Genomic DNA, 25,474 nt, shown 5'->3' with positions numbered 1-25,474 from the left:
ACCGGACCAGGAACGGCTCACGGACAACGAAAAGCCCTGAGCCGCAGCACTGAACAATCAGACCCCACCACCTCGACAACGTGAGACAGGGCACCGGAGGCCGACCGCGTCCCCCATTTATTACAAGTAAGTAACACCATGGGAGCGTTCCCACGGAACCCTTGACGGCTCATATCCCTGGGGCGCACCTTTGGGAGCGCTCCCATAACGCTCACCTCGGGTCGAAGAGGCCCCGAAAGGAGAAAGTCATGAGCCCCTCCATGCGCGGCACCCGGCGTATGATCGCCGTCGCCGCAGTCGCAGGAGTCGCGCTGTCGATGGCCGCCTGCGGCTCGGACGACGAAGGCGGATCCGGCTCGAACGAGAAGATCACGCTCAAGGTCTCGACCTTCGGCACGTTCGGGTACGACGCCCTCTACAAGAAGTACGAGGCGTCACACCCCAACATCAAGATCGTCGAGTCCAACGAGGGTGACCTCGGCAAGTACACGACCGCCCTGACCCAGCGGATCGCCGCCGGCAGCGGTGCCGGTGACGTGGTCGCGATCGAAGAGGGCGCGATCGTCAACTTCCTGAAGGCCCCGGACAAGTTCGTGAACCTCCAGGACGAGGGTTTCAACGAGATCAAGGGCAACTGGCTGGACTGGAAGAACGCCCAGGCCACCACCGCCGACGGGAAGACCACGATCGGTTTCGGTACCGATGTCGGTGGTCTGGCGATGTGCTACCGCACCGACCTGTTCAAGGCCGCGGGCCTGCCGACGGACCGCGAAGAGGTCTCGAAGCTGTGGCCCACCTGGGACGACTACATCGCCACCGGCAAGAAGTTCCAGGCCGGCACCAAGGGTGACGCCAAGTTCGTCGACTCGGCCACCAACACCTACAACTCGATCCTCATGCAGGAGGCCGGGGAAGCGCCCGGCTACACGTATTTCGACCGGGACAACAACCTGGTGTTCGACAGCAACCCGGCCGTCCGCAGCTCCTGGGACACCACGGCCAAGGTGCTCGACGCCGGTCTGTCGGCCAACCTGAAGAGCTTCACCGCCGAGTGGAGCGCGGCCATCAAGAACGGCGGCTTCGCCACGCTCGCCTGCCCCGCCTGGATGACCGCGAACATCAAGGGTGACGGCGGCGACGCCGGCGCGGGCAAGTGGGACATCGCCACGGTGCCCGGCGGCAGCGGCAGCTGGGGCGGCTCGTTCCTCGGCGTCCCGACCCAGGGTAAGCACCAGAAAGCGGCTGTCGAGCTGGCCAAGTTCCTGAGCAGCCCGGAGGGCCAGCTCTCGGCGTTCGACGAGGCGGGCAACCTTCCGTCCTCGCCGAAGGACTTCGACAACCCGGCGCTGAAGGACTTCAAGAACGAGTACTTCAGCGACGCCCCGGTGGCGGACATCTTCGTCGAGGGCGCCAAGAACCTGAAGCCGGTCTACCTGGGCGCCAAGAACCAGGCCGTGCGCGACGCGATCGAGAACGACCTGCGCTCGGTCGAGCAGGGCCAGCGCACCTCGGAAGAGGGCTGGCAGAACGCGATCAAGAGCGCCAAGGCCGCGGCGGGTGTCTGACATCACCGCCCCGGTGACACCGGCTCGGGCGCGCTCCCCCTGGCGGAGCCGCCTGAGCCGGTGGGACCAGAAGGGGTCGCCCTACGCCTTCGTCTCGCCGTTCTTCATCCTCTTCGGGATCTTCGGGGCCTTCCCTCTGCTCTACACCTTCTGGGTGTCGCTGCACTCCTGGCCCCTGCTCGGTGAGCACACCTTCACCGGGCTGGACAACTACCAGAAGCTCCTGCAGGACCCGCAGTTCTGGAACGCCGCCAAGAACACGCTGGGGCTGTTCCTGGTCTCGACCGTGCCGCAGTACGTGCTGGCCCTCTGGCTGGCCGTGACGCTGAACCGCAAGATCATGGCCCGCACCCTGTTCCGGGTCGGCGTGGTGATCCCGAACATCACCTCGGTGGCGGCGGTGACCCTGATCTTCAGCATGATCTTCGCCAAGGGCTTCGGCCTGGCCAACTGGATCATCGGCTGGTTCGGCCTGGAGGCGGTCGACTGGACCGCCCACACCTGGTCGTCGTGGCTGGCCATCTCGATGATGGTCGACTGGCGCTGGACCGGTTACAACGCGCTCATCTTCCTGGCCGCGATGCAGGCCATCTCGTCCGAGCTCTACGAGGCCGCCGCCATCGACGGAGCCACCCGGACCCGCCAGTTCTGGTCGATCACCCTGCCGATGCTGCGCCCGACGCTCCTCTTCACCACGATCACGTCGATCATCGGCGGCGTGCAGCTGTTCACCGAGCCGTTGCTGTTCGCACCGGGCGCCGGGGCCATCCAGGGCGGCACGCTGCGGCAGTTCCAGACACTGACCATGTACCTGATCGAGAACGGGTTCACCCGCTTCGAGTTCGGGTACGCCGGGGCCGTCGCCTGGATGATCTTCCTCCTGGTGCTGATCATCTCGCTCATCAACATCCTGCTCGTCCGCCGGATCAGCGGCGCCGACTGAGGACCGGGAGAAACCACCATGACCACAGTCATCGCTGATCCGGAGCCCGAAGCGCCCCGGAAACCGCTCCGCACCAAAGTCGTCGAGAGCAACAACCAGCTGTTCCGGGCCAGCCCGCTGAACTACCTGGTGCTGGTGCTCACGTTCTTCCTGTCGGTGTTCCCGCTGTACTGGATGCTCGTGATGGCCTCGCGCACCAACGACGAGATCGTCCAGATCCCGCCGAAACTCATCCCGGGCAGCCACCTCGGCGAACACGTCGGGGCGCTGTTCGACAACCCCGACGTGATGTTCGCCAAGGCCCTGCTCAACTCGTTCATCGTGGCCGGGTCGATCACGCTCTTCGTGGTGATCTTCTCGGCGCTGGCCGGCTTCGCCTTCGCCAAACTGCGCTTTCGTGGCAGCAATGTCTTGATCGGCCTGGTCGTCCTGACCATGATGGTCCCGGTACAGCTCGGCGCCGTGCCGCTCTACATGATGATGGACTGGTTCGGCATCCAAGGCACTCTGCCGACCGTGATCCTGCCCTACCTGGCCAGCGGATTCGGGGTGTTCCTGATGCGGCAGTACGCCAGCCAGGCGGTGCCCGACGAGCTGATCGAGGCGGCCCGGGTCGACGGTGCCACCACGATCCGGATCTTCTGGTCGGTCGTCCTGCCGGCGCTGCGCCCGGCGGCCGCGATCCTGGGCCTGTTCACCTTCATGACCTACTGGAACGACTTCCTCTGGCCCTACGTGGCCTTGAGCCCGGAGCACCCGACCGTGCAGGTCGCCCTGTCCCGGTTGTCCAGTGGTTACTACACCGACCAGTCCCTGGTGATGGCAGGTACTTTCATGGCTACGCTGCCGCTGCTGGTCGTCATTGTGCTGTTCGGCCGTCAGCTGATCAGCGGAATCATGGATGGAGCCGTGAAAGCATGACTTTCCCTGAGGATTTCGTCTTCGGCGGGGCCACCGCGGCCTACCAGATCGAGGGCGCCGCCGCCGCTGACGGCCGTGGCCTGTCGATCTGGGACGTCTTCTCCCACACCCCGGGCCGCACGGTGAACGGCGATTCCGGCGACGTGGCGATCGACCACTACCACCGCTACAAGGACGACGTGGCGATCATGGCCTCGCTGGGCCTGGAGGCCTACCGGTTCTCGGTCTCCTGGCCGCGGATCCAGCCCGACGGCCGCGGCCGGGGCCTGGAGGCCGGCCTGGACTTCTACTCCCGGCTGACCGACGAGCTGCTGAACGCCGATATCGACCCGTGGATCACGCTCTACCACTGGGACCTGCCGCAGGCCCTGCAGGAGGCCGGGGGCTGGCCGAACCGCGACACGGCCTACCGTTTCGCCGACTACTCAGCCATCGTGCACGAGCACCTCGGCGACCGGGTGAAGCACTGGATCACGCTGAACGAGCCGTTCTGCTCCAGCCTGATCGGGCACGCCTCGGGCCGGCACGCACCCGGCCTGGAAGACCCGTCGGCCGCGCTGGCCTCGGTGCACCACCTGCTGCTGGGCCACGGCCTGGCGGTGGACGCCCTGCGGGCGCAGAAGGTCGAGAACGTCGGCATCACGCTCAACCTGTACGCGGTGGAACCGGCCTCGGACGACCCCGTGGACACCGACGCCGCCCGTCGCGTGGACGGCTTCCACAACCGGCTGTTCCTCGACCCGGTACTGAAAGGCCGCTACCCGCAAGACATCCTGCACGACGTGGCGGAGTTCGGCGGCCTGGGTGACGTGCAGGACGGCGACCTGGAGATCATCAGCCGGCCGCTCGACCTGCTGGGCGTGAACTACTACACCCGGTACGTCATCACCGGCCGCGAGGACCATCCCGACCTGGTCGGCGAGCGCACCGGCCAGCTCCACTCGCCCTACCCGGGCGCGGCCGGCGCCCGCGAGGTGCGGCACGGCATGCCGCTGACCGACCTGGGCTGGGAGATCGACCCGGACGGCCTGGTCGACGTGCTCGCCCGGCTGAAGCGGGAGTACCCCGCCGTGCCGATCGTGATCACCGAGAACGGTGCGGCGTTCGCCGACCCGATCAGTGAGGACGGGGTGGTGCACGACGCCGACCGCATCGACTTCGTCTGGGGCCACCTCGCCGCCTGCGAGCGGGCGATCGCCGCGGGAGTGCCGCTGACGGGGTACTTCCTCTGGTCGATCTTCGACAACTACGAGTGGGCCGAGGGTTACGCCAAGCGCTTCGGTGCGGTGCACGTGGACTACGAGACCCAGGTCCGCACGCCGAAGGACAGCGCGCACTGGTATTCGTCGGTGATACGGACCCGTTCACTGGAACAGCAGTAATAATTCTCCAGATGAACAGGCGAAGCCCGAACCGGCCCCCGACGCTGGAAGAAGTGGCGGAGCGGGCCGGAGTCGGGCGGGGTACGGCCTCCCGGGTGATCAACGGCTCGGTGCAGGTGAGCGATGCCGCCCGGAATGCCGTACTGCAGGCCGTGGAAGAGCTCGGCTACGTGCCCAACCGGGCGGCCCGCTCCCTGGTCACGCAGCACACCGACGTGGTGGCACTGGTGGTCTCGGAGTCGGAAGACCGGCTGTTCGGCGAACCGTTCTTCGCGCAGGTGGTGCGAGGGGTCACCAACGCGATGGCGCGTACGCCGCGACAGCTCCTGCTCACCATGACCCACCGGGAGGCCGACCGGGGCCGGCTCAACGACTACCTGAGCCGGCAGCACGTCGACGGCGTGCTGCTGCTCTCGCTGCACGACGACGACCCGCTGCCGGGTCAGCTCACGGCCCGCGGGGTGCCCGCGGTGCTCGGGGGCCGGCCGCACTCCGAGGTCACGCTGCCCTTCGTGGACATGGACAACGAGGGCGGCGCGGCTCTCGCGGTGGAGCACCTGATCAGCAGTGGACGACGCCGGGTCGCCTCGATCACGGGTCCGGTGGACATGAGCGCCGGTCGCCAGCGGCTGGAGGGGTACCACCAGGCGCTGGTGGGCCACGACTTCCGGCCTCTGGTCGAGTCCGGGGACTTCAGCGAGAACAGTGGACGACGATCAGCCCGGGCCCTGCTGGAACGGGCTCCCGACCTGGACGCGATCTTCTGCGCCTCCGACCAGATGGCGATCGGCGCGATGACCGAACTGGCCGCCGCCGGGCGCCGGGTGCCGGACGACGTCGCCGTGATCGGCTTCGACGACTCCCCCATCAGCCGGCACACCGTGCCCAGCCTGACCACGGTGCACCAGCCGGTCGAGGACATGGGCGTCCGGATGGTGGAGATGCTCGGGCAATTGATCGAGAAGCCCGCCGAAGCGGTACCCGACGTGGTCCTCCCGACGCACCTCGTCGTCCGTAATTCTGCTTAGCTCTTGAAAGGCAGCCCGGCGTCGACATCTTCGATCAGGCCGGACTGCTCCGGCAGCCAGCCGGTCAGTTCCCGGGTGATGGCCGACGAAGCCGGCAGGTCCAGCGAGAGCAGCGGACCCAACCAGCCGAAGTGTTCCGGGGCAACGGATTCCACGGGCAGTCCGGTGCCCCTCCCGACCGCCTCGGCGATCTGTCGCACGGTCACCCCCTCATCCTGCACGGCGTGGAGAACGCTTCCGGCCGGGGCCTTCTCGAAGGCCAGGCGGTAGAGCACCGCGGCGTCCAGCACGTGCACGGCCGGCCAGCGGCTCGATCCGTCGCCGGGATATCCCGAAATGCCCTTCTCCCGCGCCAGACCGATGAGTATCGAGACGAAACCGGCGTTCCCGAAACCGTGCACCACGGTCGAGGGCCGGACAGACACCGCACGCACGTCCTTCTCGGCCAGCGCGAGGGTGTGGGCCTCGACAATCCCCCGGGCCTGGGGCGGGGTCGGGCGGAAGTCCTCGGTGAGCCGGTGCCCGGGGTTCAGCGCCGTGGTGCCGTAGGTGGTGACGAACGGCTTGCCGGCCAGTTCCTCGCCCAGCGCCTGCACCACGGCCAGGTCCTTGACAGCCGCGGCGGGCAGGTCGGCCATGTTGCTGTGGTCGAAGGCGGTGTGGATGACGCCGTCGCTCGTGCGGGCACCCTCCCGCAGGCCGTCCGGGTCGTCGATGGTGCCGCGGTAGGGCTCGATGCCGGCGGCCTCGAGCTTCGCCGCCCCGGCGTCGGAGCGGGTGAGGCCGAGCACCTGGTGACCGTGGGCCAGCAGTTCACGGGCGACGTGGCTGCCGATGAAGCCGGTGGCCCCGGTGACGAAGACGCGCATGATGCTCCTTCTGGTAGGTGCCTTCACTGTGGGTCCCGGGGCCGCCCGGGGTCCAAGGCCCATTCCTCATGGCGGCATGTAGATCAGGCATCACCGCAGGCCATCAGCCATCGAGTGGTCTGCCGGCCGATGCCGGGGCTTACTCTCACAGACATGACCGATCTCGACCTGCGCCTCGTGCGGTACTTCGTGACGGTGGCCGAGCATCGGCACTTCGGGCGGGCGGCACAAGAGCTGCGGGTGGGCCAGCCGTCACTGAGCCGCCAGATCCGGCGGCTCGAAGACTCCGTCGGCGCCCGGCTGCTCGACCGCACCCCGCAGGGCACCCAGCTCACCACGGCCGGCACCGCCTTCCTGCCCCGGGCCAGGTCGCTGCTGCGACTGGCCTCCCAGGCCGGCGGCGAGGCCCGGGCCGCCGCCGAACCGAGCCGCCTGGTGGTCGGTTACATCTCCGGCCTGATCGTCACGCCGGTCGTCGCGCAGATGCAGCGACGCCATCCGGACGCCGGGATCGAGACCCGCTTCGTGGCCTGGAACGCCGGGCGGGAGGCCTTGCTGGAACGCCAGGCGGACGTGGTGGTCACCCGGCTGCCCCTGATCACCGAGGGCCTGCACGTGACGGTGCTGTACGACCAGCCCCGCGCCGTGCTGTTGAGCACCGGCCACCGGCTGGCCGGGCGCGAGTCGCTGACCCTGGCCGACATCGCCGACGAGCCGATGCCCCGGCTCCGGGACGGCGGCGACCCGCAGTGGAGTGCCTACTGGCTCATCGACCCCCGCCCCGACGGGCGCCGCGCCCCCGACGGTCCGCTGATCAACAGCGTCGAGGACAAGTTCGAGATCGTCGCCTCCGGCCGGGCGATCGCGATCGTGCCCGCCGTCGGCAGCTACGGCCGCCCCGACCTCGTCGGCATCCCGCTGAGCGACGCCCCACCCAGCCACGTGGTCCTCGCCACCCGCGCCGGGGACAACGGCCGCCTGGTCACGGCCTTCCGCAAGTACGCCCAGGCAACCCTAAAACCCCCCAACCTTCCGTGATCATGCAAAACCTCCCCGGAGTTCTAGAACTGTAGGCTCGAGAGTTCTAGAACACTGGGGAGGTTTTGCATGATCACGAACAAAGGGATGGGGGCGCGCGTCGCGTTATTGCCAAGAGTCTGCAATTGAGCGAACCTGTCCTTCATGCATGCACCCGACGGCTTCATCGATGCCCCGGTCTCCATCGCGGCCGGCGTCGTCGCGGCCGGCGGCCTGGCCCTGTGCCTGCGGGGCGCCCGCCGTGAACTCGACGACCGCACCGCACCGCTGGCCGGGCTGGTCGCGGTCTACGTGTTCGCCGTGCAGATGCTGAACTTCCCCGTCGCCGGCGGCACCAGTGGTCACCTGCTCGGTGGCACCCTCGCCGCGGTGCTGGTCGGGCCCTACACCGGCGCCTTGTGCGTAGCGGTGGTGCTGCTGGTCCAGGGTCTGCTGTTCGCCGACGGCGGTCTCACCGCACTCGGTGTGAACATCACCGACATGTCCCTGGCCACGGTGCTCGTCGGCTTCCCACTGGCCCTGCTGCTGGTACGAGCGCTGCCCCGGGCGAAGGGCTGGCTGCCGGTCGCGGCCGGGATCGCCGCCGGGATCTCGGTGCCCGCCGCATCGCTGGTCTTCGTCGGCTTCTACGCGCTGGGCGGCACCACCGACGTGTCGCTCACCACCGTCGCCGCGGCCATGGTCGGCGTGCACGTGCTGATCGGCATCGGCGAGGGGCTGATCACCGCCATGACCGTCGCCGCCATTCTCTCGGCCCGGCCGGACCTGGTGTATCTCAACCGCTTCCGGAAGCGGGAAGCCGCTGCGGTCCCGGCCGCCCCGATGGTCCAGGAGGTCTGACCGTCATGCGCACCCGTAACCTCCTGATCGGCCTGTTCCTCGTCAGCCTGCTCTTCGCCGGCGTGGTCAGCTACTACGCCAGCAGCTCTCCCGACGGCCTGGAGAAGGTCAGCCAGGACCACGGCATCGCGGCCAACGCCAAGAACCACGACCTCGACGGCTCGCCCCTGGCCGGCTACGGGGTCAGCGGCGTCGGCAACGCCCGGCTCTCCGGTGGCCTGGCCGGGGTGATCGGTGTCGCCGTGGTCTTCCTGGCCGCCTCCTCCCTCGTGCTCGTGACCCGTCGCCGCAAGAGCAACCAGGCGACCGACGAGACCGTGTCGTCCTCTGCTCCCCGCCCGTGAGTGGCGGGCACGCACACCACACGCTCTACCTGCCGGGGACGTCGGTCCTGCACCGTCTGCCGGCCCAGGTGAAACTCGTGGCCGCGGTGCTGGCAGTGCTCGCGATTGTCGCCGCACCCCGTGAGCAGTTCTGGGCCTTCGGCGTTTTCGCGGTCGTGATCGTGATTCTGGCGGTCACCGCGGGGATTCCCCTGCTCCTGATCGCCCGGCGTCTCCTGATTGAGCTCCCGTTCATCGGTTTCGCCCTGCTGCTGCCCTTCGTGGCGAGCGGTGAGCGCACCGACGTGCTCGGGCTGCACCTGAGCACCGACGGCCTCTGGGGTGCCTGGGAACTGCTGGCCACGGCCACGCTCGGCGTGTCGGTCTCGATCCTGCTGGCCTCCACCACTCCCCTGCGCGAGGTGCTGACCGGCCTGGAACGGCTGCGGATGCCGACCCTGATCGTGCAGATCATGAGCTTCATGATCCGTTATGCCGACGTCGTCGCCGACGAGCTGCGGCGCATGCGGATCGCCCGGGAATCAAGAGGTTTCGTGGCGAGCAACATTCGCCACTGGCCGGTGCTGGGGCGCAGCGCGGGCGCGTTGTTCGTGCGCTGCTTCGAGCGCGGCGAGCGGGTGCACCTGGCCATGCTGTCGCGCGGGTACACCGGCCGCATGCCCCAGCCGGAGGGCGACGGCGCCACGATGACCACCTGGGGCCTGGCCCTCAGCCTGCCGGTACTGTTCGCTGCCGTGAGTCTGACAGCAGCAGTTCTGACATGAGCGACGCCTTACGGCTGCGGGGCCTGAGTTTCAGCTACCCCGACGGCCACCTGGCGCTGGACGGCGTGGACCTGACCGTGCAGCAGGGTGAGCGGGTGGCCCTGCTCGGCCCGAACGGCGCCGGCAAGACCACCCTGGCCCTGCACCTGAACGGCATCCACACGGCCACCTCGGGATCCGTCGAGATCAGCGGAATGCCGGTGGACAAGGGCAATCTCGCGGAGATCCGGCGCCGGGTCGGGATCGTCTTCCAGGATCCCGACGACCAGCTGTTCATGCCGACCGTGCGCGACGACGTGGCGTTCGGTCCCCGCAATCTCGGGCTGGGCCAGGCCGAGGTCGCGCAGCGGGTCGATCAGGCGCTGACCCAGGTACGGCTGCACGACGTGGCCGACCGGCCGCCGCACCACCTGTCGTTCGGCCAGCGGCGCCGCGCGGCCGTGGCGACCGTGCTGGCGATGGATCCGGACATCCTGGTGCTCGACGAGCCCTCCAGCAACCTCGACCCGGCTGCCCGCCGCGAGCTCGCCGAGGTGCTGCTGAGCCTGGACGTGACCATCCTGATGATCACCCACGACCTGCCCTACGCGTTACAGCTGTGCCCGCGCTCGGTGGTGCTCGCCGACCACCGCATCCAGGCCGACGCCCCGACCGCCCAGCTGCTCGCCGACGACGAGCAGCTGGCGAAGTACCGGCTGGAACTACCTTTCGGCTTCAGCGTGCCCACGGCCTGAGCAGCACATCAGTCGGCCGGGCAGACCCAGCCGCCGACGCGTTCCCCGATCGGCAGTGCGCACTGGTCCGACTGCTGGTCGAGGTCGACGGCGCCGGTTTTGGCCCGGTGCGACGTCACCAGCATGGTCGAGCCGATCACGATGGCCATGGCCGCGATCAGCGCGATCTTCACCCATCGACCTTCGCCCACCATCAGAGCACCCACGACAAGTCCCTCCAACTTGACAGGCCGCCCACCCTACGCGCTGATCCGGTTACAGAAGGAAAATACTGGGAAAATTAGTTGCTACCGGAAACCGGCCCGTCGCCCCCGCAGGCGCGGCACGGGCCGCCGGAACCCCAGTCGTACTGACGGTGGCAGGACGGGCAGAACACCCGGGCGTCCTCCTGGTCCCGGGCCACCTGCCAGCCGAGCAGGATCTGCAGGACGTCGTCACTGCTCAGACCCCAGGCGGAATTCTGGGCGGCCGCGCGCTCCTGGGCGTCGGCCAGGGTCGGGCCCCAGACCTCGTCGGTCCCGTCGACGACGAGGCGCGAGTACCGCACCTGCCCCTCGACGATGACCCGCGGGAAGTACCCGCCGTCCGTCGACGACGGAGTCATGACCATCCCGTTGGGACGCTCGATGACCGGGATGACGACGCACCGTCGTGCCCCCATCGAAGTCCTCACCCTCTTGCCGTCGGCGCACTGTCCGGCCAAGGGTCACCCGCCGGCCCCCGGGTGGGCGACCGCCGATCGGGTGAAGGGTGACGGGCCGTGCTCAAGTCCGCTCATCACCCGCCGATGCGGAGCGGCCCGAATGGAGGACGCGTCTGCGCACCTCAGGCGGTCGCGAACCCGGCCTGCTCGGCGTGCCGGGCTTGCTGAGGCACCTGAGGTGCCGTGGGAACAACGGCCCGGGAGGTCAGGCCGAGCAGGACGTCGGCGACCGTCCGGGCCACCAGCGCGGTGCCGACCCCGGTGATGCAGTGCGCGACGTCGCTGACGCAGGTGTCCTGGCACCCCGCCGCGGGCCGGGCCGGTCCCACCACCCGGGAGTCGGCCGACCACGGGCCGATCCGGTTCGGGGCATCGTCGTCCGCCGGGTTCCCGCCGGCCGGATGACAGGTCACCGCCACGCACGGGGTCGCCACCGCACAGGCCAGGTGCATCGCGTCGCCGATGCCCCCGAGATAGAGATCGCTGCTGGCCAGCAGGGCCAGGGTGGTGCGCAGCGGCGCCCGGCCGACGGCACTCACGATCGGTACCGACGGGTTCAGGGTGCGGATGAAGTCGTCCCCGAGCTGCTCGTCGTCCGGCCCACCGAGCAGCACCACGCGAATCCCGAGACGCTGGTGCACCTGGTTGACGGCCTCGGCGTAGCCCGGCCAGGACCCCCGGGCGTGCGGGCTGTTCAGCATCACCGCGACCAGCGGACCGGTGGCCGGGGCCGGCGCCGTCAAGGGCGAGAGCAGGGTGCGGGCCGCCGCGTGGTCGGACGGCCCGATCAGCGCCAGGCCGGGAGCGTCGTAGGCATCCGGCGTGATCGTCACCCCCAGTGCCGCGGCGAGCCGTTCTCCTTGCCGCAGAACATGAGTCAGTGGCTCGCCGGCACAGACCAGGTCGGAGACGAGGTCACGTTCGCGCTCCTGCCCGATCGACCCGATCGGCCCCAGCCGGTCGGCCGGGTCGAAGGCGGCCACCCGGTCGGCGGCCGCGGCGGCGACGTACCGGGCGCCGAAGTGCTCGGCGTCGCGGCGCGGCAGCACGGCCAGGTCGAAACGCCCCTGGGCGGGGCGCGCGCGGCGCAGCAGCCGGCGGGCGAACCGCCAGCACCGCAACTGCCCCGCCAGCGACTCCCGCCAGGGTCTCGCGGGCCAGGTGACCACGTCGTCCACCATCGAACCGCCGCGCATGACCTGGCCCCGCAGACCCCGGGTGACCAGGGTGACGCGGGCCTGCGGCCAGGCCACGCGCATCGCCGTCAGCAACGGCAGGGTCATCATCAGGTCGCCGACCTCGTCGGTGCGGATCATCAGCACCGTGCGCGGGGGTACCTCGCGCAGATCCGGCCGTGCTTCCACGACCGGCCGCAACGAGTCCGCCAGGCGCCGGAAGAGCCCGGGCGACAACCGGGTACGGGAGGGGAGCCGGGCCGGCCCGGATTCGTCGATCACGCGGGCCGGCCACAGGTTCTCCACCCCCAGTGCCCGGCGCGCCCGGGCCTGGGCGGTCGATTCCCCGGCCGTCGGCGACGTGCCCGCAACGGCCGGTCCGGTCACAGCTGCGCGGGCAGCTTCGTGCGCAGGTCGATGGTGCTCATGTCGGCGTCGACCATCAGCTTCGCCAGCTCCGGGGGCAGCACCTTCGGGGTCCAGCCGAGCACGTCGCGGGCCTTGGAGGCGTCACCGATCAGTGAGTCCACCTCGGTCGGGCGCAGGTAGCGCTCGTCGAAGCGCACGTACTTCTCCCAGTCCAGATTCACGTGCTCGAACGCGAACTGCAGAAAATCCTTGACCGTGTAGGCGGTTCCGGTCGCCACGACGAAGTCCTCGGCCTTGTCGGCCTGGAGCATCATCCACATCGCCTCGACGTAGTCCTTGGCGTAGCCCCAGTCGCGCACCGCGTCGAGGTTGCCCATGTAGAGGTAGTCCTGCTTACCCGCCACGATGTTCGCGACCGCCATCGAGATCTTGCGGGTCACGAACGTCTCACCGCGGCGCGGACTCTCGTGGTTGAACAGGATGCCGTTGGTGGCGAACATCCCGTACGCCTCACGGTAGTTGCGCGTCATCCAGTACGCGTACACCTTCGCGGCGCCGTACGGGCTGCGCGGCCAGAACGGCGTGGCCTCGTTCTGCGGCGGCGGGGTCGCGCCGAACATCTCCGAGCTGGAGGCCTGGTAGTAACGGCACTCCAGACCGATCATCCGGATCGCCTCGAGCAGACGCGTGCTGCCCACACCCGTCGAGAGACCGGTGAACTCCGGTTCGTCGAACGAGACCCGCACGTGCGACTGCGCGGCCAGGTTGTACACCTCGGCCGGCTGCACCTTCTCCAGCAGCGTGACCAGGCGCGAGCCGTCGGTCAGGTCGCCGTAGTGCAGGAACAGGCGCGCCCGCGGGTCGTGGGAGTCGACGTAGAGGTGGTCGATCCGGCCGGTGTTGAACTGGGACGACCGGCGCACGATGCCGTGCACCTCGTAGCCCTTCTGGAGCAGGAGCTCGGCCAGGTACGAGCCGTCCTGACCGGTGATCCCGGTGATCAGAGCCTTCTTAGGTGTCTCCAACGTGCCGCCCCCAGAAATGGTGGACGCAAGACCGCCCCTACCGTCGTCACTGACGGCAATGTGCCGGACTCGCTGAGTAGCCGATTCAGTCCGTACCGTAGCGTGATGGGACGATCACGGAGGGGCATTGTCGATCAGTTCCGGCAACCTCCGGCGTTTGCCCGATGCGTGACGGCCCCGCAAGGACGAGATGCACCGATAGTCACCGAACAGGCACGCAAGGTGCTCGTTCTGCAGTACCGTTCCGCGTCATGACCACGCTTCCGTCCTCCCCCACCGCGGCGGACCTCTCGGTCGAGCACACGCCCGCGCGTCTCACCCCCGATCTCAGCGTCTATGTCGCCGGCCACCGCGGCCTGGCCGGTTCCGCCGTCTGGCGCGCGCTGAGCAAGCGTGGATTCACCGGCCTGATCGGTGCCTCCTCCTCCGAGGTGGACCTGCGCGACCGGACGGCGACGATGGACTTCGTCTCCGCGAACCGGCCCGACGTGATGATCGTGGCCGCGGCCCGGGTCGGTGGGATCCTGGCCAACGACACCTACCCGGCCGACTTCCTCAGCGACAACCTGCGGATCCAGGTCAACCTGATGGACGCGGCCCGGCAGTTCGGCGTGCAGCGCCTGCTGTTCCTGGGCTCCTCGTGCATCTACCCCAAGTTCGCCGAGCAGCCGATCAAGGAGTCGTCGCTGCTCACCGGCGCCCTGGAGCCGACGAACGACGCCTACGCCATCGCCAAGATCGCCGGCATCATGCAGGTGCAGTCGATCCGCAGGCAGTTCGGCCTGCCCTACATCAGCGCCATGCCGACCAACCTCTACGGCCAGGGCGACAACTTCGACGCCACCAACTCGCACGTGATGCCGGCCCTGATCCGCCGCTTCCACGAGGCGAAACTGACCGGCGCGCAAGAGGTCACGATCTGGGGATCGGGCACGCCGCGGCGCGAGTTCCTGCACGTCGACGACCTGGCCTCGGCCCTGGTCTTCCTGCTGGAGAACTACGACTCACCCGACACCGTCAACGTGGGCACCGGCACCGACGTCACCATCCGCGAACTGGCCGAGACCATCGCCGATGTCGTGGGCTGGCAGGGCAACCTGCGGTTCGACACCTCCAAGCCCGACGGCACCCCGCGCAAGCTGCTCGACGTCTCACGCCTGCGCGGCCTGGGCTGGGCCCCGGAGGTCTCGCTGCGCGACGGTGTGGAGAGCACCTACCGCTGGTTCACGAGCAACCTGAACAGCATTCGCATCGAGGACGGCCTGGTCGGCCTCCCGGGGTAGTCGCCAAGAACCTTTCCGTGATCATGCAAAACCTCCCCGGCGTTCTAGAACTCTCGGTTCTGGAACGCCGGAGAGCGGGGGCACTTCCCGGCCGAAGGCCGGGGGATCGGCCTGATCACGGACGAATAATCGGGGTGCTCGCACTCGTGCCGGCTGCCAGGATCGTTCCCCATGGAGACTTCCGAACTACGGCGCCATCTCGAGACCGAGTACGCCCGTCTGCGGTCGGTGATCCCGGATGCGGAGGACCTGACCGGGATCACCGTGCCGTCCTGCCCGGAGTGGTCGTTCGCCGACCTGGTGCGGCACGTCGGTGAGGTGTACCTGCACAAGGTGGACTGCATCCGCCTGAACGCCCGCCCGACCCAGGTGCCGGACCGGACGGGCCTGAGCCCCCTCGACGTGCTCGAGCGCGGGTTCGCGCTGCTGAACCAGACTTTCGACGAGCACCAGCCGCAGGATCCGGCCTGGACCTGGTTCGCGCCCGACCAGAGCGTCGGCTTCTGGATCCGGCGGATGGCCCACGAGACCACCGTGCACCGCGTCGACGCCGAGCTGGCCGTGAACGACGCGAGCGAGATCGGGGCCGAGCTCGCCGAGGACGGCCTGGACGAGCTGCTCGCGGTCATGCTGGTGGCCGACATCGAGCCGCACGAGTACCGGATCGGCCGCCCCGACATCGAGCTGCGCTCCCCCGCCCGCTCCTGGTTCGTCCACTTCGAGCCCGAGAGTCTGCGGGTCAGTGACGAGGGCCGGGCCACCACGGTGATCCAGGGCCCGGCGTCGGACCTGGAGCTGTGGCTCTACAACCGCGCGGCGGGCGCGAACCTGAAGTACACCGGTGACCTGATGGGTGTGGGAGTGATCAAGGACCTCCTGACGGAAGCCACCCAGTAGGGCAACCCACGCGTCCCCGATCAGGGGCTGAGTGACCGCCGCCACAAACAGCCCGGGGACGACAAACCCCTCCAACTCGTTCCACCTTTCGATCCGTCGTACATCCACGACGGACGGCGATCGGGAGTGAGGACGAGCGGTGGCGACTGGCCAGGGACTTCGCGAGCGGAAGCGTGCGGCCTCCCGGGCGTTCACCGTGGAGGCGGCCCTGCGGTTGTTCGCGGAGCACGGCTACGAGAATGTGACGGTGGCCGACATCTGCGCCGCCGCCGACATCGCGCCCCGTACGTTCTTCCGGTACTTCGCCACCAAGGAAGAGCTGCTGGCCGAGCCGGCGCGGGTGATGGCCGCGCGCATCCGGGAGATCTTCGCCGTCGCGCCGCTGGAACTCGACGACGCCGCGGTGCTCTCCCTGGCCCTGCGCGATCTCGGCGACTACGTGCTCGAGCACCGCGAGCAGCTCGTCGTGCTGCAAGACGCTGCGGCCCAGGCCTCCCGGGTGAGTCCGCACCTGCGGCTGGCCGACCGCGAGCGCCGGCTGGCGACCGACCTGGTCAACCGCGCGATGTCCCCGGGCGGAAAGGTCCAGGAGCCGGACTGGCGCACCCGCCTGCTCGTCGCCCAGGGGCTGGCAGCCCTGCGGATCTGGATGCAGGACGTGCTGGATCCGCTGGAGGCGAGCTCTCCGCCCCCGGCCGCCGACCCGATGGCCCACCTGGGCGAGATCCTGGCGAGCTGACCGCGCCTCAACCTCACAGCCCACCCGGCTCAAGGCGCACGCCGCACGACTCGATCCTCTACCCGGTACCCCATCAAGCGGAGGCGGGAAGGCGTGTCGAAAGTTCTGGTCGTCGATGACGACGCTGACAACCGCAAGCTGCTCGAGATCCGGCTGTCGCAGATCGGGCACACCGTGATCAGTGTGTCGTCGGCCGACGACGCCCTGGAGGCCGTGCGGCTGTACGGGGTGCCCGACCTGGTGGTGCTGGACATCGTCATGCAGGGTGCGTCGGGCCTCGATCTGCTGCGGAGGTTCCGCGACGACCCGGCGTCCCGCGAGATGCCGGTGTTGCTGCTCACGGCCCGCGACCTGGAGGAAGACGACCAGGTCGCCCGCGAGCTGCACGCGCACCTGATGAAGAAGCCGATCGAGACGGCGATCCTGACCCGCACGCTCGACCGGGTGCTGGGCACCCCGGCCTAGGTCAGACCCCGGTCAGCGCCAGGTCGACCACCCGTGTGAGGTCGGCCGCGACCACCGGCTTGAGCAGGTACGCGGCGTTGAGGTCCTCGGCCGCCTGCTGATCGCCCACCATCTGCCGGGCGGTGAGCATGATCGCCGGCATCCGCACGGTGGTCGGCAGGCGGCGCAGGATCGTCAGCAGGTCCAGGCCGTCGAGGCCCTCCATCACGATGTCGAGGAGCGCCAGGTCGGGCACACCGTGCATCCCGATCAGGGCCAGGGCCTCACCCGCGTTGGCCGCGCTGCGTACGTCGTGACCCATGCGCTGCAGCCTCAGCTCGAGGAGCAGCCTGTTGTCCGGGTCGTCCTCGACGACGAGCACCTGTGCCATCCGCAAGCCTCAGTTCTGCCGTGTAGCGATGTAGCTGACAGTGAGGTTCATCGCCGGGAAAGAGACCCAGTTGAGTGATGAGTGCCGGGTGACCACCGTTCGGAGCAACGCAGAGCGACGTCAGTCCGACGTCAGTCGCGGCGGCTGAGGATCTGGCCGGCGGCTTCCTTGAGGTCGGACGTCAGGGCCTGCGAACCGATGCGGTTCAGGTGGTTGAAGTCCCAGTAGGCCAGCCGGCCGTCGATCAGCGGGCTGCACGTGCTCCCGGAGCAGAAGCGGTCCCAGGGATCGTAGATCGTGACCCCCGGGACGCTGCTGACCACGTCGTACTCGGCCTGCCGGGAGTCGGCCTGGTAGTCGAGGATGTCCTTCTCGCTCTTGTCGCAGACGAAGTTCAGGAACCCGCCGCTGCACGCGGTCTGGCGATTCATGTCCTGCGTGGCGTAGTTGGGCACGTCCATGGCGTAGATCACCGGGATCCCGGCGTCGGTGAGTTCCTTCAGCGCGGGCTTCAGCTGCGCGGGCCACTGGCCGTCGGTGTCGTACCGGGGCAGGGCCCACTCGCCGATCACCACGAGCGAGGGCGGGTCGTCGCTCTTGGTCGCGCGGTCGAGCAGGGCCGAGGCCAGGGGGCCGCAGTTCGAAACCTCTCGGCTGGCCGCGGCGGTGCGCATGAACGGGCAGCTGGCCCCGGTCAGCGCCATCGTGCTGTAGCCGAGCTCCTTGCCGGCCTCGATCAGGCCGGTCGAGAGGGCCTCGGCGTGCGAGTCACCGGCGAGCATCACCCAGCCCTTGGCATCGGGCACCGTGACGGTGCACTTGGCCAGGTCGGACTCGTCGAACGCGCGGTTGCGCACCAGACAGCCGTTCTCGCGGCCGTAGGTGAGCTCACCCCGCTGCCCGGCGTACGCGGCGGCGTTCGGGATCGCCCACGGGCCGGCCACCTGGAGGGTCACCGCCAGCAGCACGACCATCGCGGCCGCGACCACACCGCCCAGGTAGACCCGGGGCAGCCGCAGGGTGCCGTGGCGCAGCGGCTGTTCCACGAATCGGTAGCTCAGGTAGGCCGGGACCAGCGAGAACACCGCGGCGAACACCGGGGTCCAGGTGCCCGGCCACAGCAGGGTGGCCATCACGATGAGCGGCCAGTGCCACAGGTAGATGCTGTACGACAGATCTCCGGTCACCACGAAGGGTTTCGAGGAGAACAGCCGCTGAATCGGCCCGCCGCCCAGACTTCCGGCCAGGATGAGCAGGGTCGTCGCGGCCACCGGGATCAGTGCGGCGGCGCCGGGCCAGATGGTGGTGCTGTCCACGGTCAGATTGAGGACGACGAGGAGCGTCAGTCCCGCGGCTCCCAGTACGGTGGCAAGCCAGGTGGGAGAGGTGGTTTCACGCCTCGCGCGGGAGGCCACCCAGAGCGCGAGCAGGGCGCCGGCACCGAATTCCCAGGCCCGGGTCGGCGAGGAGTAGAACGCCACGTCGGCGGAGGGGTAGCTGTGGATGCGGAACAGGCCGAACGACAACCACATCGACGCCGCGAAGCTGACCGCGGTGAGCAGGCCCAGCGCGATCGCCTGGGCCCGGCCGCCGAACTTCCCGGCCAGGGCGATCAGCAGGGGGAAGACCAGGTAGAACTGCTCTTCGACGCTGAGTGACCAGACGTGCAGCAGCGGGTTCATCACCGCGCCGGCCGCGAAATAGTCGCCCGAGGTGCTGAGGATGTTGAAGTTCCCGACCAGCAGGATCGCCGCCCGGGCCGTGCCGGCCGTGGAGGACTGCGCCCCGATCGGTGACTGGAACAGGAAGGCCAGGAGCAGCACGACCAGCAGCATCACGACCATGGCCGGCAGCAGGCGCCGGATGCGGCGCGCGTAGAAGCCGGCGAACGAGAAGGTGCCGGTCTCGCGCAGCCGTCCGAGCTGCCCGGTGATCACGAACCCGGAGATCACGAAGAACACGTCGACACCGGCAAAGCCCGCCGGCAGCGGCAAATTCGCGTGATAGACGACCACCATGGCCACGGCGATCGCTCGCAGCCCCTGGATGTCTGCCCGCTGGGCCGACCCGGGCCGGGAAGGTGCGGACGCGTCGCCTACGGTGCGAGTGGTCCACCCGGCAGTGCTCGTCATGATGACCCATGGTGCCCAAGGACCCTATGAGCCGCCTCTCGAAGCGTGCGACCGTGAGTGTACGAATCATCACACCACGTCAGAAGAGCGAGGTCAGCCGCAGCACGCCGTCCCGGCAAGCCGTTTCGAGATCATCGTCCAGCCAGGCAACTTCGTGCCCGGCGCGCTCCAGTAGACCGGCCGCCACCGACGCCCGGGTGCCGTCGGCGCAGTGCACCCAGAGCCTCGTACCGGCGGTGGGCAGCGGCAGGGTCTTCCTGAGCGGACGGCGAATTCTGCCCGGAAGACCTTCTCTGATCATGGATGTCCCCGGCCGCAGCGGTGCGTGGACCGCGCCGCGCAGATGACCCCGCGCGTACTCGGCCGCGTCCCGCGCGTCGACCACCACGGCGCGCCGGACCGGCTCGTCGTCCCATCCCCGGCCGGCCGGGTCCTGCCGGCTGTTCGTCTCGCGGCGGGCCCGGACCAGGTCGCGGAACGTCACCCGGGGATAGGTGGCCAGTGCCGGGCCGAGGTCGGCGGGCCGGCCGACGGCAGTCTCCCGGGGAGTCAGCCCGAGCACCGCCAGCCGGTCCAGCGCCTCGTCCAGCTCGTGCGCGGTGCCGCCGATCACCGAGAACGGCGCGCCCGCGGGGAGCACCCCGACCAGATGGGTCAGCTGCGGCACGGTGACGTTCACCGTGCCGTAGAGGTGTTCCTCGGCGAAGGACCGCGGGTCCCGGACGTCGAAGACCCACTCCCCCACGTCCAGTCGCCGTCCCAGCTCGTGCGGGCGCATCGGGGTGCTCGTCGGCATCGGCCTACCGGTCCTGCTCGTGCCAGGCCGGGGCCCCGCCCTCGACGTGAACCACGTTGGTGAAACCGCGCGCGATCAGGCTCGCCGCGACCGGCCCCGACCCGGCGATCGAACCGCAGATCACCACGATCGGCGTGTCCAGGGCCTTCACCTCGGGGTGCCGCCCCGGGGAGTCGAAATCGAACTCGGCGTCGAGATTGTCGCGGTCGACGATGATCGCGCCGTCGATCGGCCCGCTCTTCTCCCGGCCACCCGGGCTGCGGGTGTCCAGCAGCACCGCCCCCGCCGCCACGCGCTCACGCGCCTGCGACGCGTCCACCAGGGGCGCCTCGGGCAAGGTCTCGCTCATCATCTCTCCTTGTGTGTTCGTGAAACTTCTTACCGGTCAGCCTGGTTCGCTGCCCGTGACCACCGGGGCGCCCGGCCGGGACGCCCACTGCGAGTACGAACCGGGATACAGGGCCACCCGGTCCGGATCGATACCGGCGACCGCCAGGGCGACCAGGTCGTGCGTGGCCGTGACGCCCGACCCGCAGTAGATGCCCAGCGGCCGGCCACTGTCCGCACCCAAGGTTGCGAACTTCCCGGCCAGCTCCGCCGCCGGGGCGAAACGCCCGTCCTCACCGAGATTCCCGGGAGCCGGGGCACTCACCGCACCGGGGATGTGGCCGGGCCGCGGATCGACCGACGCCACCTCACCGGTGTACCGGCCGGCCGGGCGGGCGTCGAGCAGCAGTCCGCCGCCGTCCACGAACGCCAGCACGTCGTCCACGTCGATCGTCGGAAGATGCCCCTGGCCGAGGGTCACGTTCCCCGGCTCCGGAGTCGGCGCGTCACCCTCGTCCAGCGACTGTCCGGCTTCCTTCCAGGCGCGCAGGCCGCCGTCGAGCAGTTTCACCTGGCCGTCGAACCCGGCCCAGCGCAACAGCCACCACACCCGGGCGGCCGACAGCAGCCCGGAGTCGTCATAGGCCACGACCGTGTCGCCGTCGTCCAGGCCCCAGCCGCGGGCGTCCCGCTGGAACTTCGCGGCGTCCGGCAGCGGGTGCCGCCCGAGCTCCGGCCCGCCGGGTGCGGCGAGTTGCTCGTCCAGGTCGACGTACACGGCGCCGGGCAGGTGCCCGGCCCGGAACTCCTGGTCGCCGGGCGGGCCACCCAGCTTCCAGCGCACGTCGAGCAGGCGGGGGCTCTCCAGGGCGAGCAGCTCGTCGACGGTGATCAGGGGGTTCATCGCGTTTCCTCACGGGTAGGCCGACAACGGTGCGCCACTACCCTTCACCCGGTCCGCGATCAGGCCAAGATTCCCCGGCCGGACGAAGTACTCCGCTCACGTCGTCGCCACCGCTCTGACGGTGCCGGGCTCCGGGACCAGCACGTCACCGACGTTGTTCGTGCCCGGCGGCAGACCGGCCGTCTCCTGGGCACCGAGCAGTCGCTGGAGCCGCTCGTTGACCGGCGCCGGGACGCCGTGACGCCGCCCGAGCTGCACCACCTCACCGTTCAGGTAGTCCACCTCGCCGGCGGCGCCGCGGGCGGAACCCGGCCAGGTCGAGAGCCGGCCGGCCTCGTGCCCGGGCACCGGCTCGACCACGAGCTGGGCCGGGACGGCCGGGGCCACCTCGATGCCGGCGGCCGCGAACACCGCGACCGTCTCCTCCACGAGCAGGGCCCGGGCCCGGCGGCGCTCATCGTCGGTGCCGATCAGCACATCCAGGCCGTCGGCCACGTTCACCAGCAGCTTGCGGGCCTTGTAGGCATGTACGTCACCGACCTGTTCCACCTCGTACCCGGCCTCGCGCAGGTCGTGGACGAACTGCTCGGCCGGCACGTCCCGACGCCCGAACCGCCCGTCCGGCCGGCCGGGAGCCGGGTGACGGCCGAGCCGGACCACGCCGATCACCGGGTAGGACGGGGAGACCACCTCACCCGGCGTCAGGTAGCTGGCGGCCACACCGATCGACACGCCGTACACCCGGCGGAACCGGCGCAGCGCGAGATCCTCGGTGGCCAGGCCGTTCTGGAAGGTGAGCACGGGCAGGTCGGCGGCCAGCAGGGTGGGCCGACCGGCCGCGTCCGAGACCGGCAGCCAGGCCCAGCGGCTCAGCGCCTCCTCCGCGTCCTGCGTCCTGGTCGCGAGTACCAGCACGTCGTCGTGGGTCAGCTGGAGCTCTTCCGGGCCCCCGACCACCGGCACGCGCACGGTCTCGGTGCTGCGCGGTCGGCGCACCACCACACCGTTCTCGCGGATCGCCGCCAGGTTCATCCCTCGCGCCACGAGAACCACCGATCTCCCGGCCAGTTCGAACTGCGCGGCGAGCAGGGCACCGATGGCTCCGGCGCCGATGATCACATACCGGTTCGTCATGGGCCCCACTTCGTTCGTGATCACGCAGAAGCTCCCCGAGGAGCATCGACTTCTGCGGGACGAGGGCGGACGAGGTGGCGGCCTCAACGGCCGGACCCGCCTGGCGACATTTACTCTATCTATTCGATAGAGATTGTCCAGGCCTGGAACGGGCGTCAGTTCGGGCGGGGGTTCAGACGCGGGTCGAGACCAGGGTTCAGGCGGGTTCGGGGACGACCTCGTCGTCCTTACGCATCTCGTTGGCCAGCGGGCCGGGCAGGCTCAGGTGGTACCCCTGGCCGAACTCGACCTTGAGACCCCGCAGCACACTCAGCTCGGCCGCGGTCTCGATGCCCTCGGCGATCACACTGCTGCCGATCTTCTGGGCGAATGCCGCGAGAGCCCCGGCCAGGGCGCGCTTGGCCGGGTCGGTGTCGACGCCCCGCACCAGCGAGATGTCGAGCTTGATGAAGTCCGGCACCAGGGTGAGCACGTGCCGCATGCTGGCGAAACCGGCACCGGCGTCGTCCACCGCGATCCGCATGCCCCGCTCGCGCCAGGGCCGCAGCACCTCGTTGAGCGCGTCGTAGTCGTCGACGGCCTCGTGCTCGGTGACCTCGATGACGATGCTCTTCAGCGGCAGGGACGTGACCAGGCGGCCGAACGCGGGCGAGACCAGCGTGCGCGGTGAGACGTTGATGCCGAGGAATCCCCGCAGCGCGGGCAGGATGGTGAGGGCGTTGCGCACGGCGGCCAGCTCCAGCTCCAGGCCGACACCGGCCCGGGTGGCGGAGGTGAACCACTCGTCGGGGCGGCCGCTGCCGATGGGGAACCGGCTCAGCGCCTCGACCCCGACCGTGTCCAGGCCGTCCAGCGAGTGCACGGCCTGGAACACCACGCCGGGCCCGCCGTTGGCCATCAGCCGGTCCATCCGGTCGAGCATCTTGTGCCGGTCGCGCTCGGTGCGGTCCTCCATGTCGACGAGGTCCATGACCACGTTGCCGATGGCGCGCAGCACGTCGGCGTCGCGATCGCGCAGCGCCTCGTCGGCGTCGGGCGACCAGGTGCAGAGGGTGCCGTAGAGGCGCCCGTCCCGGCGGTGCAGCGGGACCCCTACGTGCGAGCCGATGTTCAGGTCGCGGGTGACCTGCATGGCCCGGGCGTACGGGTCCTTGGTGGTGTCGGCGATGACGGCGGGCATGCGTCCGTCGGTGATGGCCTTGCAGTAGGTGTCGTCGACGGGCTGCAACTGGCCCGCCGTGAGCGGCACCGGGATCGAGGAGATCAGGTTGCGCACCCGCTGCTGGCCGGTGGTGCCCTCGAACGTGCTGAGGAAGGCCACCTGCATGCCGAGCTGGTCCCTCGCCAGCTGGAGCAGGGCGTCGACACTGGTGAGCCGGCGGCCGAGCACGGCCGCCGCGGCGACCACGGCGTCCTTGCCCTCCTTCTCCGCCTGGGCGTCGACATTGACGACCTTGGCCTGCGGGTCGAGGAACTCGGCCTCCGCGTCGGTCAGTTCGGTGACCGCGGCCTCGATCTCCTCGGGTCCCATCAGGTCGCCGTCGCGGCGGGGCCGGCCCTTGCGCCGCTCGGGACCGCTGTACGGCTCCCGGTCCTTCTGGTCGGCCGGGGCGGGACGTTCCTCGCCCTCCACCGGCACCGAGGTCTGGCGCGGGATCCGGCGGCCCGCGGCCTGGAGCTTGTCGGCGTACATCTCGACGTCGGCGGCCCGCCAGGCGGCCGGCAGCCCGGTGTTGCTGCGGCGCTGGCCGATGCCGAACGAGGCCGAGATACCCGCCGAGGTGAGCTGTTTGCGCAGGTCACCCATGACGGTGCCGGCCTCCTCGGCGGTGGTCTCGGGCATCAGCACCCCGAACTCGTCACCGCCGATCCGGGCGATGAAGTCCACCGAGCGCATCCGCCCGGAGAGCACGGCCGCGGTGGTGATCAGCAGGTCGTCACCGATGGTGTGCCCGGCCCCGGCGTTGACCCGGCGCAGGCCGTCGATGTCCAGCACCAGCACGGCGGCGGAGCTGGCGTAGCGGGCGGCCCGGGCGTCCTCCGAGCGCAGCGCGTCGTCCCAGGCGCGGCGGTTGGCCAGGCCGGTGAGCAGGTCGGTGAACTCGGCGTGCGGGGTGTGCTCACGGCGGTGGTCCTGCTGCGCGGACAGCTCGTGGCCGAGAAGGGCGCCGAGCAGGGCGGCCTGCCGTCGGACCGCGGGCAGGTGGCGTTCCAGGTCGGACACCGGGTCGGGGTGCATCCCGGCGATCGCGCCGAGCTGCTTCTTGCCGTCCGGTGACCGCAGCGGCACCAGGATCACGGAGCGCACCTCGGAGATCAGGCCCTCGGAGCCACGCGTCAGCATGAAGGAGTCCTTCGAGTCCGCCACGACCTCCGGGCGGCCCCACTCCACCACCTGGGAGCAGTACGAGTCCTCCCAGGGCAGCGTCAGGCCGTCGTACAGGCCGAACCGCTCGTCGTTCGTGAGCATCACGACGAGTTCCTCGTCGTCCTTGCGCAGGATCGCCCACGACTCAAGACCGATCCAGCCCTGAAGGTCCGAAAGAACGCCTCGCGCAGCGGTGACGAAGTCTGCTTCTCCGTCGCGTCCCGGATCCACCACCTGAGATGCCTTTCGCTCACTCGCCGCACACCGCCACCGGCCTCACCGGTGCGCAAGAAGGCGCGCAGGGAGCTGCCAGAGGGTTTCATCGGCCGGAACCGGTGCGGTCCTGAGGGATCCGGGCC

24 protein-coding genes and 1 pseudogene are annotated in these 25,474 nt (G+C 69.6%); 13 read left to right on the top strand and 12 right to left on the bottom strand.

All coding sequences use genetic code 11. The annotated features are described in order from the left end of the window. The first annotated feature begins 248 nt into the window (after window positions 1–248). The 5 genes from LR393_RS01285 to LR393_RS01265 are packed head-to-tail and all read left to right on the top strand — an operon-like array spanning window position 249 to window position 5,839. A complete protein-coding gene (locus LR393_RS01285) occupies window positions 249–1,565 on the top strand; it encodes an ABC transporter substrate-binding protein (protein WP_231480984.1) in 1,317 nt (438 codons plus the stop codon). Then, window positions 1,558–2,508: a carbohydrate ABC transporter permease gene (locus tag LR393_RS01280; protein WP_231480983.1), complete on the top strand. Its 951-nt coding sequence runs from the start codon at window positions 1,558–1,560 to the stop codon at window positions 2,506–2,508. Before LR393_RS01285 ends, LR393_RS01280 begins: the two co-directional genes overlap by 8 nt. Window positions 2,509–2,526: 18 nt before the next feature. Then, on the top strand, window positions 2,527–3,429 hold the full coding sequence (locus LR393_RS01275) for a carbohydrate ABC transporter permease (protein WP_231480982.1): 903 nt from the start codon (window positions 2,527–2,529) through the stop codon (window positions 3,427–3,429). After that, complete coding sequence (locus LR393_RS01270) at window positions 3,426–4,811, top strand: GH1 family beta-glucosidase (protein WP_231480981.1); 1,386 nt, start codon at window positions 3,426–3,428, stop codon at window positions 4,809–4,811. Before LR393_RS01275 ends, LR393_RS01270 begins: the two co-directional genes overlap by 4 nt. Window positions 4,812–4,822: 11 nt before the next feature. After that, window positions 4,823–5,839: a LacI family DNA-binding transcriptional regulator gene (locus LR393_RS01265; RefSeq protein ID WP_231480980.1), complete on the top strand. Its 1,017-nt coding sequence runs from the start codon at window positions 4,823–4,825 to the stop codon at window positions 5,837–5,839. Here LR393_RS01265 and LR393_RS01260 read toward each other — a convergent pair. Then, window positions 5,836–6,708: an SDR family oxidoreductase gene (locus tag LR393_RS01260; protein ID WP_231480979.1), complete on the bottom strand. Its 873-nt coding sequence runs from the start codon at window positions 6,706–6,708 to the stop codon at window positions 5,836–5,838. The genes LR393_RS01265 and LR393_RS01260 overlap by 4 nt on opposite strands. 153 nt (window positions 6,709–6,861) lie before the next feature. Between LR393_RS01260 and LR393_RS01255 the strand changes: the two genes are divergently transcribed. From LR393_RS01255 to LR393_RS01235, 4 genes and pseudogenes are all read left to right on the top strand, one after another. Then, complete coding sequence (locus tag LR393_RS01255; RefSeq protein WP_231480978.1) at window positions 6,862–7,746, top strand: LysR family transcriptional regulator; 885 nt, start codon at window positions 6,862–6,864, stop codon at window positions 7,744–7,746. A 144-nt stretch (window positions 7,747–7,890) separates the two neighbouring features. Next, a pseudogene (locus LR393_RS01250) lies at window positions 7,891–8,930 on the top strand (energy-coupling factor ABC transporter permease). Then, entirely contained in the window at window positions 8,927–9,694 is a 768-nt protein-coding gene (gene cbiQ / locus LR393_RS01240; RefSeq protein WP_231480975.1) for a cobalt ECF transporter T component CbiQ, read from the top strand. Before LR393_RS01250 ends, cbiQ begins: the two are co-directional and overlap by 4 nt. Continuing rightward, the gene (locus tag LR393_RS01235; protein WP_231480974.1) at window positions 9,691–10,428 is read left to right on the top strand and encodes an energy-coupling factor ABC transporter ATP-binding protein; all 738 of its coding nucleotides are present in this window, start codon (window positions 9,691–9,693) and stop codon (window positions 10,426–10,428) included. The genes cbiQ and LR393_RS01235 overlap by 4 nt, the downstream gene beginning before the upstream one ends. Before the next feature lie 8 nt (window positions 10,429–10,436). On the opposite strand, the gene LR393_RS01230 is transcribed toward LR393_RS01235, so the two are convergent. The 4 genes from LR393_RS01230 to gmd all read right to left on the bottom strand — a co-directional run bounded on the left by LR393_RS01230 (window position 10,437) and on the right by gmd (window position 13,700). Then, entirely contained in the window at window positions 10,437–10,634 is a 198-nt protein-coding gene (locus LR393_RS01230; RefSeq protein WP_231480973.1) for a hypothetical protein, read from the bottom strand. Between the two features lie 74 nt (window positions 10,635–10,708). Then, the gene (locus tag LR393_RS01225; protein WP_231480972.1) at window positions 10,709–11,089 is read right to left on the bottom strand and encodes a hypothetical protein; all 381 of its coding nucleotides are present in this window, start codon (window positions 11,087–11,089) and stop codon (window positions 10,709–10,711) included. A 164-nt stretch (window positions 11,090–11,253) separates the two neighbouring features. Then, on the bottom strand, window positions 11,254–12,693 hold the full coding sequence (locus LR393_RS01220) for a glycosyltransferase family 9 protein (RefSeq protein ID WP_231480971.1): 1,440 nt from the start codon (window positions 12,691–12,693) through the stop codon (window positions 11,254–11,256). Next, complete coding sequence (gene gmd / locus LR393_RS01215) at window positions 12,690–13,700, bottom strand: GDP-mannose 4,6-dehydratase (protein WP_231480970.1); 1,011 nt, start codon at window positions 13,698–13,700, stop codon at window positions 12,690–12,692. The genes LR393_RS01220 and gmd overlap by 4 nt, the downstream gene beginning before the upstream one ends. Before the next feature lie 251 nt (window positions 13,701–13,951). Between gmd and LR393_RS01210 the strand changes: the two genes are divergently transcribed. The 4 genes from LR393_RS01210 to LR393_RS01195 all read left to right on the top strand — a co-directional run bounded on the left by LR393_RS01210 (window position 13,952) and on the right by LR393_RS01195 (window position 17,084). Further along, complete coding sequence (locus LR393_RS01210) at window positions 13,952–14,983, top strand: GDP-L-fucose synthase family protein (protein WP_231480969.1); 1,032 nt, start codon at window positions 13,952–13,954, stop codon at window positions 14,981–14,983. A 171-nt stretch (window positions 14,984–15,154) separates the two neighbouring features. Further along, window positions 15,155–15,880, top strand: a complete 726-nt coding sequence (locus LR393_RS01205) for a maleylpyruvate isomerase family mycothiol-dependent enzyme (RefSeq protein ID WP_231480968.1) — start codon at window positions 15,155–15,157, stop codon at window positions 15,878–15,880. A gap of 139 nt (window positions 15,881–16,019) precedes the next feature. Then, the gene (locus LR393_RS01200) at window positions 16,020–16,619 is read left to right on the top strand and encodes a TetR/AcrR family transcriptional regulator (protein WP_231480967.1); all 600 of its coding nucleotides are present in this window, start codon (window positions 16,020–16,022) and stop codon (window positions 16,617–16,619) included. A 93-nt stretch (window positions 16,620–16,712) separates the two neighbouring features. Then, window positions 16,713–17,084, top strand: a complete 372-nt coding sequence (locus tag LR393_RS01195; protein ID WP_231480966.1) for a response regulator — start codon at window positions 16,713–16,715, stop codon at window positions 17,082–17,084. Window position 17,085: 1 nt separating this feature from the next. On the opposite strand, the gene LR393_RS01190 is transcribed toward LR393_RS01195, so the two are convergent. The 7 genes from LR393_RS01190 to LR393_RS01160 form a co-directional block, all read right to left on the bottom strand. After that, the gene (locus tag LR393_RS01190) at window positions 17,086–17,454 is read right to left on the bottom strand and encodes a response regulator (RefSeq protein ID WP_231480965.1); all 369 of its coding nucleotides are present in this window, start codon (window positions 17,452–17,454) and stop codon (window positions 17,086–17,088) included. Window positions 17,455–17,585: 131 nt separating this feature from the next. After that, window positions 17,586–19,586, bottom strand: a complete 2,001-nt coding sequence (locus LR393_RS01185) for an acyltransferase family protein (RefSeq protein WP_231480964.1) — start codon at window positions 19,584–19,586, stop codon at window positions 17,586–17,588. Between the two features lie 79 nt (window positions 19,587–19,665). Further along, complete coding sequence (locus tag LR393_RS01180; protein WP_231480963.1) at window positions 19,666–20,382, bottom strand: rhodanese-like domain-containing protein; 717 nt, start codon at window positions 20,380–20,382, stop codon at window positions 19,666–19,668. A 4-nt stretch (window positions 20,383–20,386) separates the two neighbouring features. Then, window positions 20,387–20,731: a rhodanese-like domain-containing protein gene (locus tag LR393_RS01175; protein WP_231480962.1), complete on the bottom strand. Its 345-nt coding sequence runs from the start codon at window positions 20,729–20,731 to the stop codon at window positions 20,387–20,389. Window positions 20,732–20,767: 36 nt separating this feature from the next. Then, window positions 20,768–21,613, bottom strand: coding sequence for a sulfurtransferase (locus LR393_RS01170; protein WP_231480961.1), 846 nt, complete (start codon window positions 21,611–21,613; stop codon window positions 20,768–20,770). A 96-nt stretch (window positions 21,614–21,709) separates the two neighbouring features. Continuing rightward, complete coding sequence (locus tag LR393_RS01165) at window positions 21,710–22,747, bottom strand: ketopantoate reductase family protein (protein ID WP_231480960.1); 1,038 nt, start codon at window positions 22,745–22,747, stop codon at window positions 21,710–21,712. A gap of 196 nt (window positions 22,748–22,943) precedes the next feature. After that, a complete protein-coding gene (locus LR393_RS01160) occupies window positions 22,944–25,349 on the bottom strand; it encodes an EAL domain-containing protein (protein WP_231480959.1) in 2,406 nt (801 codons plus the stop codon). Window positions 25,350–25,474: the final 125 nt, after the last annotated feature.

The organism is Kineosporia mesophila (assembly GCF_021129235.1).
Taxonomy (GTDB): Bacteria; Actinomycetota; Actinomycetes; order Actinomycetales; family Kineosporiaceae; genus Kineosporia; species Kineosporia mesophila.
Note: the sequence above shows the minus strand (reverse complement) of the source record. Positions and strands in the feature narration are given on the sequence as shown.